9 protein-coding genes are annotated in these 12,603 nt (G+C 63.8%); 6 read left to right on the top strand and 3 right to left on the bottom strand.

The window, feature by feature from the left end:
- Window positions 1-3 precede the first annotated feature (3 nt).
- The gene (gene mfd / locus ACTORR_RS05500) at window positions 4-3,453 is read right to left on the bottom strand and encodes a transcription-repair coupling factor (protein ID WP_313365291.1); all 3,450 of its coding nucleotides are present in this window, start codon (window positions 3,451-3,453) and stop codon (window positions 4-6) included.
- 168 nt (window positions 3,454-3,621) lie between these two features.
- On the opposite strand from mfd, the gene ACTORR_RS05495 reads away from it, so the two are divergent.
- From ACTORR_RS05495 to sthA, 3 genes are all read left to right on the top strand, one after another.
- The gene (locus ACTORR_RS05495) at window positions 3,622-5,085 is read left to right on the top strand and encodes a glyceraldehyde-3-phosphate dehydrogenase (RefSeq protein ID WP_099815453.1); all 1,464 of its coding nucleotides are present in this window, start codon (window positions 3,622-3,624) and stop codon (window positions 5,083-5,085) included.
- 224 nt (window positions 5,086-5,309) lie between these two features.
- On the top strand, window positions 5,310-6,281 hold the full coding sequence (locus tag ACTORR_RS05490) for an FAD:protein FMN transferase (protein WP_441343576.1): 972 nt from the start codon (window positions 5,310-5,312) through the stop codon (window positions 6,279-6,281).
- 202 nt (window positions 6,282-6,483) lie between these two features.
- Window positions 6,484-7,878, top strand: a complete 1,395-nt coding sequence (gene sthA / locus ACTORR_RS05485) for a Si-specific NAD(P)(+) transhydrogenase (protein WP_054883499.1) — start codon at window positions 6,484-6,486, stop codon at window positions 7,876-7,878.
- 48 nt (window positions 7,879-7,926) lie between these two features.
- On the opposite strand, the gene ACTORR_RS05480 is transcribed toward sthA, so the two are convergent.
- A complete protein-coding gene (locus ACTORR_RS05480) occupies window positions 7,927-8,643 on the bottom strand; it encodes a glycerophosphodiester phosphodiesterase (RefSeq protein ID WP_099815455.1) in 717 nt (238 codons plus the stop codon).
- A 30-nt stretch (window positions 8,644-8,673) separates the two neighbouring features.
- Window positions 8,674-9,258: a PilZ domain-containing protein gene (locus ACTORR_RS05475; protein WP_099815456.1), complete on the bottom strand. Its 585-nt coding sequence runs from the start codon at window positions 9,256-9,258 to the stop codon at window positions 8,674-8,676.
- A 93-nt stretch (window positions 9,259-9,351) separates the two neighbouring features.
- Here ACTORR_RS05475 and ACTORR_RS05470 point away from each other — a divergent pair, with 93 nt between their 5' ends.
- Genes ACTORR_RS05470 through ACTORR_RS05460 form a run of 3 tightly spaced genes read left to right on the top strand, consistent with a single transcriptional unit; the run spans window position 9,352 to window position 12,594 of the window.
- Window positions 9,352-10,602 (top strand): lipoprotein-releasing ABC transporter permease subunit, encoded by a 1,251-nt coding sequence (locus ACTORR_RS05470; RefSeq protein WP_054883502.1) that lies wholly within the window; start codon window positions 9,352-9,354, stop codon window positions 10,600-10,602.
- Window positions 10,603-10,609: 7 nt separating this feature from the next.
- Window positions 10,610-11,293, top strand: a complete 684-nt coding sequence (gene lolD / locus ACTORR_RS05465) for a lipoprotein-releasing ABC transporter ATP-binding protein LolD (RefSeq protein ID WP_176506135.1) — start codon at window positions 10,610-10,612, stop codon at window positions 11,291-11,293.
- Between the two features lie 59 nt (window positions 11,294-11,352).
- Window positions 11,353-12,594: a lipoprotein-releasing ABC transporter permease subunit gene (locus ACTORR_RS05460; RefSeq protein ID WP_054883504.1), complete on the top strand. Its 1,242-nt coding sequence runs from the start codon at window positions 11,353-11,355 to the stop codon at window positions 12,592-12,594.
- Window positions 12,595-12,603: the final 9 nt, after the last annotated feature.

The following is a 12,603-nucleotide window of genomic DNA, read 5'->3' as shown; positions in this document are numbered from 1 at the left end:
TCCTTAGGCAGGCTGTGGGGTCAGGCGCTCGAACAGCGCCTCCAAGGTGTTGAAGCGTTCTTCGGGGCGTTCCATCGGTACCAGGAAACGGAACTGCGTCGCGCCTTCGAACTTGTAGCGTTTGGGCTGGCTCTGGATCAGCTTGATCAGGGTCAGCGGGTCGACCGGGGTCTCGGCCTCGAATTCGAGCTTGCCGCCATTGGGGCCGGCGTCGACTTTCTTGATGCCGAGGGTTTCCGCCTGCAGCTTGAGCTGGGTCAGGCGCATGAGGTTCTTGGTCGGCTCGGGCAGCAGGCCGAAGCGGTCGATCATCTCAACCTGCAAGTCCTTCAAGCCCTCTTCGTCGGCCGCCGAGGCGATGCGCTTGTAGAGGATCAGGCGGGCATGCACGTCGGGCAAATAGTCCTCGGGGATCAGCGCCGGCAGGCGCAGGTTGATCTCCGGGCCGCCGCCCAGCGGCTGCTCGAGGTTTGGCTGGGTGCCTTTGCGGATGGCCTTGACCGCACGTTCGAGCATTTCCATGTACAGGGTGAAGCCCACGGCCTGGATCTGCCCGCTCTGGCCTTCACCAAGCAACTCGCCGGCACCGCGGATTTCCAGGTCGTTGGTGGCCAGCACGAAGCCGGCACCGAGGTCCTGGGTGTTGGCGATGGCTTCCAGGCGCTTTTCGGCGTCGGCGCTGATCTTCTGGCGCTGCGGCGTCAGCAGGTAGGCGTAGGCCTGGTGGTGGCTACGGCCAACCCGGCCACGCAGCTGGTGCAGCTGGGCCAGGCCGAACTTGTCGGCGCGCTCGATGACGATGGTGTTGGCACTGGGCACGTCGATACCGGTCTCGATGATGGTCGAGGCGATCAGCACGTTGAAGCGCTTGTGGTAGAAGTCGCTCATCACCTGTTCCAGTTCGCGCTCGCGCATCTGCCCGTGGCCGATGCCGATACGCGCTTCCGGGACCAGCTCGGCCAGTTCGGCGGCGCACTTTTCGATGGTTTTCACATCGTTGTGCAGGTAATACACCTGGCCACCGCGCAGCAGTTCACGCAGCAGCGCCTCTTTGACCGTGCTCTTGTTCTGCTCCATGACGAAGGTACGCACCGACAGGCGCCGCGCCGGCGGGGTGGCGATGATCGACAGGTCGCGCATGCCCGCCACCGCCATGTTCAGCGTACGCGGGATCGGTGTGGCGGTCAGGGTGAGGATGTCCACTTCGCTGCGCAGGGCCTTGAGCTGCTCTTTCTGGCGCACGCCGAAGCGGTGTTCCTCGTCGATGATGGCCAGGCCCAGGTCCTTGAAGCGCACGTCATCCTGCAGCAGCTTGTGGGTGCCGATGAGGATGTCGATCTTGCCTTCGGCGAGGTCGGCGGCCGCTGCGGCCACTTCCTTGGCCGACTTGAAGCGGCTCATCACTTCGACCTTCACCGGCCATTCGGCAAAGCGGTCGCGGAAGCTGTTGTAGTGCTGCTGGGCGAGCAGGGTGGTGGGCACCAGCACCGCCACCTGGCGGCCACTGTGCACGGCAATGAAGGCGGCGCGCATGGCCACTTCGGTCTTGCCGAAGCCGACGTCGCCACACACCAGGCGGTCCATCGGCTTGGGCGCCAGCATGTCGAGCCGCACCGCCTCGATCGCTGCTTGCTGGTCAGGGGTTTCCTCGAACGGGAAGCCTGCGCTGAAAGTGGCGTAGTCAGCGGCGGGGTCAGCGAAGGCATAGCCCTTGCGCGCCGCGCGGCGGGCATAGATGTCGAGCAGCTCGGCCGCCACGTCGCGGACCTGTTCGGCGGCCTTGCGCTTGGCTTTCTGCCAGGCTTCGGAACCCAGCCGGTGCAGCGGCGCCAGGGCGTCATCGCTGCCGGTGTAGCGGGCGATCAGGTGCAGGTTGGCCACCGGCACATACAGCTTGGCGCCCTCGGCGTATTCCAGGGTGAGGAATTCGGCGGCCTGGCCGTCGATCTCCAGGGTGGCCAGGCCCAGGTAGCGGCCCACGCCATGGTCGATATGCACCACCGGCGCGCCTTCGCGCAGTTCGGTGAGGTTCTTGATCACCGCGTCGTTGGCAGCCTCGCCGCGTTTTTCACGGCGCCGACGCTGCATCACGCGCTGGCCGAACAGCGGGCTCTCGGCAACCAGGGCGACGGCCGGGTCGTCCAGCAGCAAGCCGTCGTCGAGCGGGGCGATGGTGATCGCCAGGCGTTCGCCGCCGGTAATGAAGTCGGCCCAGCTGTCGACCGTCTGTGGGCGCAGCTTGAGGCGTTCGAGCAGTTCCAGCAGTACCTCGCGGCGGCCCGCCGATTCGGCGGTAAACAGCACGCGGCCGCTGAACTGATCGAGGAACTCGGCCAGCGCCGCCAGCGGCTGGTTGGCCTTGGCTTCGATGGCAAGGTTGGGCAGGCTGCGCGCAGGGAAGCGCTCGCGGCCGACACCGGTTTCGATGTCGTCGGGGCTGACCACCACCCGTGGCCACTGCTTGAGTTGGGCGAAGCAGTCTTCCACCGGCAGGAACAGCTCGGCTGGCGGCAGCAGCGGGCGGGTCAGGTCGCCGCGGCGTTCTTCATAGCGCCCGCGCACGTCGCTCCAGAAGTGCTCGGCAGCCTGCTCGACGCCTGGCAGCGAGAACACCTGGGTGTCGGCGGGCAGGTAGTCGAACAGGGTCGAGGTTTCTTCGAAGAACAGCGGCAGGTAGTACTCGATGCCGGCGGGGATGATGCCGCTGGCCAGGTCCTGGAAGATCGCGCTGCGGCGGAAGTCGACATCGAAACGCTCACGGAAACGCGCCTTGAAGCGGGTCACCTCTTCCTTCTGCATGGGGAACTCGCGCGCCGGCAGCAGGCGGATCGAGTCGACCTTGTCGATCGAGCGCTGGGTTTCCGGGTCGAAGGTGCGCAGGGTCTCGATCTCGTCATCGAACAGGTCGATGCGATAAGGCAGCTTGCTACCCATCGGGAACAAGTCGATCAGCGCGCCACGCACGGCGAACTCACCATGCTCGTAGACCGTGTCTACGCAGCGGTAGCCGGTGGCCTCAAGGCGCTTGCGCATCTGCTCGACGTCAATGGTCTGGCCCACGTCGAGCACCAGGCTGCTGCCCAACAGGAAGCGCGTGGGGGCCAGGCGGTGCAGGGCGGTGGTGATCGGCACCACCAGAATGCCGTGGCTCAGTTCGGGCAACCGGTAGAGGCTGGCGATACGCTGGGAAATGATGTCCTGGTGCGGCGAGAACAGGTCGTAGGGCAGGGTTTCCCAATCGGGGAACGGCAGCACTGGCAGGTCCGGGGCAAAGAAGCGAAGTTCCTGTTCCAGACGATCGGCTGCCTGGCTGTCGGCGGTCAGCAGCAGGGTGAAGCGACCCGCGCTGCTGGCGGCCTCGGCGATGGCCAGGCTGAGGGCGGCCCCGGGCAGGTTGCCCCAGGTTTGTTTGCCGGCCGTGGCCGACATTTGCGGAAGGCGCAGAACTGACACGGGAGATTGCACTCCAAGCGTTGCGGCAAAGAGATCGATTGTACCGGTGACGGTGCCTGCTGTCAGGCTTCACAGGCCATGAACAGCAGGCTTTACCATCGGCGACAGGCGCTCATTGCCGGTTACGCGCTGGGGCGTCATAATGTAGCCCCTTTTTTCTGTCCCTACATGTGGAAGGTTCCCGTGACTCAGAAGCCCGACCAGTGTCTTGGTGAGTGGATCGATCGTGAAGCGCTGGCTGAAGCGATGATCCCGCTTATCGGTCAGCTCTACCGCAACAACAATGTGGTGAGCTCGATTTATGGCCGCAGCCTGATCAACCGTTCGGTTATCTCGATCCTCAAAGCCCACCGCTTTGCGCGTCACCGTCAGACCGACGAGACCGAACTGTCCGTACACGAGACATTCCCCCTGCTCAAGGCCATGAGCGAGCTGAAACTGGGCGCCGCTTCGGTCGACCTGGGCAAGCTGGCCAACAAGTTCAAGCAGGAGGGCAACGGCCGCACTGCCGAGCAGTTCGTCCGTGAAGAGCTGGCCGACGTGGTTGGCCAACAGAACGCTTCGGCCCGCAAGGGTACCGACGTCGTCCTGTACGGCTTCGGTCGCATCGGCCGCCTGCTGGCGCGCATCCTGATCGAGAAGACCGGTGGCGGCGACGGCCTGCGTCTGCGTGCCATTGTCGTGCGCAAAGGCGCCGAGAACGACCTGGTCAAGCGTGCCAGCCTGCTGCGCCGTGACTCGGTGCATGGCCCGTTCGATGGCACCATCACCATCGATGAAGCCAACAACACCATCACTGCCAACGGCAACCTGATCCAGATCATCTACGCCAAGAGCCCGAGCGAAGTCGACTACACCCAGTACGGCATCAACAATGCGCTGATCGTCGACAACACCGGTGTATGGCGTGACGCCGATGGCCTGGGCCAGCACCTGGCCTGCCCGGGCGCTGCCCGCGTGATCCTCACTGCGCCGGGCAAGGGCGCGCTGAAGAACATCGTGCATGGCATCAACCACGGCGACATCACTGCCGATGACAAGATCATCTCGGCAGCTTCGTGCACCACCAACGCCATCGTGCCGGTGCTCAAGGCCATCAATGACCAGTACGGCATCGTCAACGGCCACGTCGAAACCGTTCACTCGTTCACCAACGACCAGAACCTGATCGACAACTTCCACAAGGGCAGCCGCCGTGGCCGTGCCGCGCCGCTGAACATGGTCATCACCGAAACCGGCGCCGCCACCGCTGCCGCCAAGGCGCTGCCAGTGCTGAAGGGCAAGCTGACCGGCAACGCCATCCGCGTTCCGACGCCGAACGTTTCGATGGCCATTCTCAACCTGAACCTTGAGAAGCCGACCACCCGCGACGAAATCAACGAGTACCTGCGCCAGACCGCCATGCACTCGGAACTGCACAAGCAGATCGACTACGTCAGCTCGCAAGAAGTGGTTTCGACCGACTTCGTCGGATCGCGCCACGCCGGTGTGGTGGATGCCGAGGCGACCATCGCCAACGACAACCGCGTTGTCCTGTACGTCTGGTACGACAACGAATTCGGTTACAGCTGCCAGGTCGTTCGCGTGATGGAAGAGATGTCGGGTGTGAACCCGCCAGCGTTTCCACGCTGATTCGCTTGTAAGCGCATGAAAAAACGGGAACCTTCGGGTTCCCGTTTTTTTTGCCTGGCATTTGTTGTTGCCTGTGCCGGCCTCTTCGCGGGCTTGCCCGCTCCCACAGGGATATCACTGCTTTCAAGGCTTGTGATATCCCTGTGGGAGCGGGCAAGCCCGCGAAGAGGCCGGCACAGACAATCGAGATCTCGATATTGCGTGCACTTCTCTCAATCCTGTTGATGCTCCTCACCGCCTGCAACCAAGGCCCGACCCTGGAACGCCTGGGCGGCCCGACCATGGGCAGCAGCTACAGCATCCAGTACGTCCGCGAACCCGGCGGCCCGGCACCGGCCCAGGTCCAGGCGGCGGTCGAGACCATCCTCAACGACATCGACCAGCATTACTCGACCTACCGCGGCGACTCCACCGTCAGCCAGTTCAACCTGCTGCCCGCCAACCAGTGCATGGCTTTGCCGCCCGACATGCTTGAGCTGGCCGCATTCGGCCAGCACCTGGCCGAACAGAGTGATGGCGCTTTCGACCTCACCGTCGAGCCATTGCTCGACCTCTGGGGGTTCGGCCCGCAAGCCCGCCAGGAGCAGGTGCCCGATCCGCTGGCCCTGGCCCAGGCCCGCCAGCGCGTTGGTTACCACCACCTGCGCATCGACGCCCAGGCACTGTGCAAGGACGCTGCGGTGCAACTGGATTTCAACAGCATCGCTGCTGGCCACGCCGTCGACCTGATCGCCGAGCGCCTGCGCGCCATGGGCGTGGCCAGTTTCATCGCCGAAGCCACCGGTGAGCTCAAGGCCGTGGGCCGCAAGCCCGACGGCAGCCCCTGGCGCATCGCCCTTGAATTGCCGCGCGAAGACCGGCAGATCGCCCGCCAGATCATCCCGGTCAATGGCCTGGGGGTGTCGACCTCGGGTGACTATCGCCACTATTTCGAGGAGAATGGCCGGCGCTATTCACACACGTTCGACGCACGCCTGGGGCGCCCGGTCGACCACGACCTGGCCGCGGTCACCGTGCTCGATGCCTCGGCGCTGCAGGCCGATGGCTATTCGACCCTGTTGCTGATCCTGGGGCCAGAGCGCGGCTGGGATTTTGCCCTGGCCCATGATCTGGCTGCGGTTTTGGTGACTCGGGCAGACGGTGGCTTCGTCTCCCGAGCGACCCCTGCATTCGAGCAGGCGGTGAAAGGCGATTGAAAGCGTTGCCAGGGATGATCGCCGCCAGGGATCGGTGAATGACATGTAGTGCAGGCAAAATTGGCCTACGACGCGACCAAGGGTTAATGTGCGCGGCGTTCACGCTTGATTAGACTGCACCCGAATTTTCTCATGACGCCCCGGCGGCATGATCGAGCCCCGCGGGTAACCGTAACCCCGGGCCAGTTCTGAAGGAGTACGCATGGCTGTCTACAACTACGACGTAGTGGTGCTGGGTTCCGGCCCGGCCGGTGAAGGCGCGGCAATGAACGCCGCCAAAGCGGGGCGCAAGGTGGCAATGGTCGACAGCCGCCGTCAGGTCGGCGGCAACTGCACCCACCTGGGCACCATCCCGTCCAAGGCGCTGCGTCACTCGGTGCGGCAGATCATGCAGTTCAACACCAACCCGATGTTCCGTGCCATCGGTGAGCCGCGCTGGTTCTCGTTCCCGGACGTACTCAAGAGCGCCGAGAAGGTCATTGCCAAGCAGGTTGCGTCGCGTACCGGCTACTATGCCCGTAATCGCGTTGATCTGTTCTTCGGTACTGGCAGCTTCGCCGACGAGCAGACCGTCGAAGTGGTGTGCCCGAATGGCGTGGTCGAGAAGCTCAACGCCAAGCACATCATCATTGCCACCGGCTCGCGCCCGTACCGCCCGGCCGACATCGACTTCCACCACCCGCGTGTCTATGACAGCGACACCATCCTCAGCCTGAGCCACACCCCGCGCAAGCTGATCGTCTACGGCGCCGGCGTGATCGGTTGCGAGTACGCCTCGATCTTCAGCGGCCTGGGCGTGCTGGTCGAGCTCGTCGACAACCGCGGTCAACTGCTGAGCTTCCTCGATTCGGAAATTTCCCAGGCGCTGAGCTACCACTTCAGCAACAACAACATCACCGTGCGCCACAACGAGGAGTACGAGCGGGTCGAGGGCCTGGACAACGGCGTCATCCTGCACCTGAAGTCGGGCAAGAAGATCAAGGCCGACGCCTTGCTGTGGTGCAACGGCCGTACCGGCAACACCGACAAGCTGGGCCTGGAAAACATCGGCATCAAGGTCAACAGCCGTGGCCAGATCGAGGTCGACGAGGCCTACCGCACCAGCGTGCCGAACGTCTATGGCGCCGGTGATGTGATCGGCTGGCCAAGCCTGGCCAGTGCTGCCCATGACCAGGGCCGTTCGGCTTCTGGCAGCATCGTCGATAACGGCAGCTGGCGCTTCGTCAATGACGTGCCGACCGGCATCTACACCATCCCGGAGATCAGCTCGATCGGCAAGAACGAGCAGGAGCTGACCCAGGCCAAGGTGCCATACGAAGTGGGCAAGGCGTTCTTCAAGAGCATGGCGCGCGCGCAGATCGCTGGCGAGCCGCAAGGCATGCTGAAGATCCTGTTCCACCGCGAAACCCTGGAAATCCTCGGCGTGCACTGCTTCGGCTACCAGGCTTCGGAAATCGTTCACATCGGCCAGGCGATCATGAACCAGCCAGGCGAGCAGAACAATCTGAAGTACTTCGTCAACACCACGTTCAACTACCCGACCATGGCCGAAGCCTATCGGGTAGCTGCCTACGACGGCCTGAACCGGCTTTTTTAACCGGCTCCGGCCGGTGGCCTGAGCCGGTCGGGGAGACCGATTTCAGCCCTACCCGAGGGTGGTCTTGGCCAAACCGGGAAAGTCTGTAATCAGGCTGTCCACGCCAAAATCAGCGAGCCGGCGCATCAGTGCCGGTTCGTTGACCGTCCACACCGACACATGCAAGCCCTGACCCTGTGCCTTGAGCAGGCGCTCTGGGGTGCACAGCGTCCAGTTCAACGCCAGCAGCTCGCAGCCATAATTCTGCGCGACCTTCAACGGGTCGAGCCAGGCGTACTCGGCTACCAGCCCGCGTTTCACATCCGGTACCAGCTCCTGGGCCGCGCCCAGTACTTCCCGTGAGCTCGAGGTGATGGTCACCTTGTCCAGCAGGCCGTATTGCTGCGCCAGTTCGCGGATCGCCAGCACGGTTGTGGCGGCGCGGGTGCGCGAGGCGCTCTTGACCTCCAGCTGCCAGTGCTCGAACGGACACTTCTCGAACAGTTCCTCAAGTTTCGGGATGGGGCAGGGCTGCACGTGGCCCGGGCCGCCCTTGCGCGCATCGATCCTGACCAGCTCGGCAGCCGGGTGCTCGACCACCTTGCCGCGCCGGCCGGTGGTGCGCTTGAGGGTAGGGTCGTGGATGACCATCAGTTCGTTGTCGGCCGACAGGTGCAGGTCCAGTTCGCAGCGGGTCACGCCGTGTGACAGGCACTGCTGAAAACTCTTCAGGGTATTTTCGGGGGCTTCGCCCTTGGCGCCGCGGTGGCCATAGATCAGGGTCACGTTCGTTCCTTCAAATCAGGGGGATAGGGCTCAGGAGGCGGGGCCGTCTTGTTCCAGTTGCTGGCGCCGTTGCTGCTGTTGGCGTTGCAGGATGTAGCGGGCCAGCAGTTGCCGTTGGGCATCGGTCATGTCGGTGAATTCCGTGCCCACCTCGAAATCGCCGTCCGGGCGCCGGTCGCAGTGGGTGACCTTGCCGCGCAGCAGCAGGCCGTGGGCGCGTGGCATCAGCACCATCTTCACTTTCACCCGGGTGCCGGGGGCGATCTGCCGCGGTTGCGCGAACTCGATGCCCCCTTCGGAGATGATCACCCGTTGTGGTTGGCCGATTTCGCCGAGCAGGGTTTGCGCGACAACGGCGCTGAGCAGGTCGAGGCGTTTGTTCTGCGCCCGCAGGAATGCTGCGAGGGTGCGGTCCTTCTCGCTCAGCTGGCGCAGCAGGTGCTGCGACTCGAAGTCGGACAGGTGTAATTCGCTGAGCAGGTTGAACAGCGGCGAATCATCCTGCAACAGTTCTGCTTCAAGGGCTTCGGCCGCGCTGAGGGGGCTGATTTCCAGTGCGATCCGATCTTCGATGCGGTAGTATTCGCGGCGATCTTCTTCGTCTAATGTCGTCATGGCGAACCCATGGTTGCGGCGGTGGTCCGAGTGTAAAGCCGCCGTAGGCGCCTCGCCACAAGGACGTTCCCTTTCATCCGAACAAGCCCCGACATGTTCAGACCTCTTTTCGCATTCATCGGTACGCGTTACACCCGTGCCAAGCGCCGTAATCACTTCGTCTCGTTCATTTCCCTGACCTCGATGATCGGCCTCGCCCTGGGCGTGGTGGTGATGATCGTGGTGCTCTCGGTCATGAACGGTTTCGACCACGAGATGCGTACCCGCGTGTTGGGGATGATCCCCCACGCCACGCTGGAGAGTGGCCAGCCGATCAACGACTGGTCTGCCCTTGCCCAACAAGTAAAGCAGAATCCGCACGTGCTGGCGGTTGCTCCGTACACGCAGATGCAGGGCCTGCTGACCCATGATGGCAAGGTGCAGAAGGTGTTGCTCAATGGCATCGACCCGGCGCGCGAGCGCGAGGTGTCGATCATCGACAACTTCATCCAGCAAGGCAGCCTCGACAAGCTGGCGGCCGGGGAGTGGGGCATCATGATCGGCGACAAGGCCGCAGCCAAGCTGGGCGTCGCCATCGGCGACAAGCTGACCTTCGTCGCTCCCGAGGTCAGCGTGACCCCGGCCGGGATGTTCCCGCGCATGAAGCGCTTCACCGTGGTCGGCACCTTCCACGTTGGCGCTGGCGAGATCGACGGCTACCTGGGCCTGACCCACATCACCGACCTGTCCCGCCTGCACCGCTGGAAGCCGGACCAGGTACAGGGCCTGCGCCTGAAGTTCGACGACCTGTTCCAGGCGCCGCGAGAGGCCTGGAGCATCGCCCAGCAGCTCGGTGACCAGGAATACTACAGCCGCGACTGGACCCGCACCCACGGCAACCTGTACCAGGCGATCCGCATGGAAAAGGCCATGATCGGCCTGCTGTTGCTGCTGATCGTCGCGGTGGCGGCGTTCAACATCATTTCCACCCTGGTGATGGTGGTCAACGACAAGCGCGGCGATATTGCCATCTTGCGTACCCTGGGTGCCACGCCCGGGCAAATCATGCTGATCTTCATGGTTCAGGGCACGGTGATCGGGGTGATCGGCACTCTGATCGGCGCCGTGGTCGGGATCGTCGCTGCGCTGAATGTCAGCGCGGTGATCGCCGGCATCGAGAAACTGATCGGGCACAAGTTCCTCAACGCCGACGTCTACTTCATCGATTACCTGCCGTCGCAGATCCAGGCCCAGGACGTTTACATGGTCTGTGGTGCGGCGCTGGTCCTGAGTTTCTTCGCCACCCTGTACCCGGCCTGGCGTGCGGCCCGCACCCAGCCTGCAGAGGCGCTACGTTATGAGTGAGTCGCGCATGAGTGATAAAGCCGTTCTGAGTTGCCGCAACCTGGGCAAGTCCTACGACGAGGGCCCGGAGTCGGTGCAGGTGCTGTCCGGGCTCAACCTGGAGCTGCACGCTGGTGAGCGTGTGGCCATCGTCGGCAGCTCGGGCTCGGGCAAGAGCACCTTGCTCAACCTGCTAGGTGGCCTCGACCGGCCGACCCAGGGCAGCGTATGGCTGGCCGGCGAAGAGCTGTCGGCCCTTGGCGAGCGCGCCCGCGGCCTGCTGCGCAACCGCGAGCTGGGTTTCGTCTACCAGTTCCACCACCTGTTGCCAGAGTTCACCGCCATGGAGAACGTGTGCATGCCGCTGCTGATCGGCCGCACTGCCATCCCGGAAGCCCGTGAGCGTGCCGAGGCGTTGCTCAAGCGGGTCGGCCTGGGCCATCGCCTGCACCACAAGCCGGCCGAGCTGTCCGGTGGCGAGCGCCAGCGCGTGGCGATCGCCCGCGCCCTGGTCAACCGCCCGGGCCTGGTGATGCTCGACGAGCCGACCGGCAACCTCGACCATCACACCGCCCAAGGCATCCAGGAACTGATGCAGGAGCTGTCCAGTGCGTCGCGTACCGCCTTCCTGGTGGTGACTCACGACCTCAACCTGGCGCGCCAGATGGACCGCGTGCTGAAGCTCGACGACGGCCACCTGGTGGCGATCTGACCGAGTGCACGGGGTGGCAGCGCTGCCCCGTTTTCCCGTTTTAATTGGGTGTTTCCTACATGTTCAGACCCTTGCCCATCTTCATCGGCGCACGCTATACCCGGGCCAAGCGCCGCAACCACTTCATCTCGTTCATCTCGATGACCTCGATGATCGGCCTGTCGCTGGGCGTGCTGGCGATGATCGTGGTGCTGTCGGTGATGAACGGCTTCCAGCGTGAAATGAGCTCGCGCATTCTCGGCCTGGTGCCGCATGCCTCGATCCTTGGTGTGCAACCGTTGGACGACTGGCACAAGGCGGCCGATGCTGCGCTGCAGAACCCGGCGGTGATGGCCGCTGCGCCGATCACCGAGATGGAAGGCATGCTCTCCTACAAGGGCGCGATGCAGCCGATCCAGGTCAGCGGCATCGACCCGGCCGAGGAAGGCAAGGTTTCGATCGTCGGCCAGCACATCGTCCAGGGTCGCCTGCAGGACCTGCAGCCGGGTGAGTACGGTGTGGTGATCGGTGAACTGACCGCACGGCGCTTCCGCCTCAATACGGGCGACAAGCTGACCCTGATCGTGCCGGAAATCAGCAAGGAGCCAGGGGGCATCACCCCGCGCATGCAGCGCCTGACCGTGGTCGGCATCTTCAAGGTCGGTGCCGAACTGGACGGCTCGCAGGCCTACATGCACGTGGCCGATGCCGGTGAAATGCAGCGCTGGGCGCCGGGCCAGGTCCAGGGTGTGCGCCTGAAGCTGCATGACCTGTATGCCGCGCCACAGGTGTCCAAGGCGATCGCTGCCAGCTTGGGCGATCGCTACCGTGCCGACGACTGGTCGCACACCCAGGGCAGCCTGTTCAGCGCGATGAAGATGGAAAAGACCATGATCGGCCTGTTGCTGCTGATGATCATCGCGGTGGCGGCATTCAACATCATCGCCACCTTGGTCATGGTGGTGAACGACAAGGGGCCGGACATCGCCATCCTCCGTACCCTGGGCGCCACGCCAGCGCAGATCATGGGCACGTTCATGGTCCAGGGCAGCTTGATCGGCATTGTCGGCACCCTGATCGGCGGTGTGTTCGGGGTACTTGCAGCGCTCAATGTCAGCCAGATCGTCGGCTGGCTGGAGCGGGTGAGCGGGCAGCACATCTTCACCTCGGATGTTTACTTCGTCAGCAGCTTGCCGTCCGAGCTGCAGGGCGGGGATGTGCTGATGATCTGTGCTGCCGGGTTGGTAATGAGCTTCCTGGCGACCATCTATCCTGCTTACCGGGCGTCGCAGGTACAGCCGGCGATAGGCCTGGCAGTTTGATGTCTGCCT

The sequence above is a fragment of the Pseudomonas sp. SAR267 genome (assembly GCF_052077595.1).
GTDB classification, from domain to species: Bacteria; Pseudomonadota; Gammaproteobacteria; order Pseudomonadales; family Pseudomonadaceae; genus Aquipseudomonas; species Aquipseudomonas vlassakiae.
The sequence above is the reverse complement of the archived record's forward strand: the minus strand, read 5'-3'. Positions and strand labels throughout refer to the sequence as shown.

What these genes read in the sequence shown, in the direction of transcription:
- ACTORR_RS05490 (WP_441343576.1), top strand. Translation starts at nt 5,310, where the DNA reads ATGCTCCTCACCGCCTGCAACCAAGGCCCGACCCTGGAACGCCTGGGC.
- ACTORR_RS05470 (WP_054883502.1), top strand. Translation starts at nt 9,352, where the DNA reads ATGTTCAGACCTCTTTTCGCATTCATCGGTACGCGTTACACCCGTGCC.
- ACTORR_RS05495 (WP_099815453.1), top strand. Translation starts at nt 3,622, where the DNA reads ATGTGGAAGGTTCCCGTGACTCAGAAGCCCGACCAGTGTCTTGGTGAG.
- lolD (WP_176506135.1), top strand. Translation starts at nt 10,610, where the DNA reads ATGAGTGATAAAGCCGTTCTGAGTTGCCGCAACCTGGGCAAGTCCTAC.
- ACTORR_RS05475 (WP_099815456.1), bottom strand. Translation starts at nt 9,258, where the DNA reads ATGACGACATTAGACGAAGAAGATCGCCGCGAATACTACCGCATCGAA.
- sthA (WP_054883499.1), top strand. Translation starts at nt 6,484, where the DNA reads ATGGCTGTCTACAACTACGACGTAGTGGTGCTGGGTTCCGGCCCGGCC.
- ACTORR_RS05460 (WP_054883504.1), top strand. Translation starts at nt 11,353, where the DNA reads ATGTTCAGACCCTTGCCCATCTTCATCGGCGCACGCTATACCCGGGCC.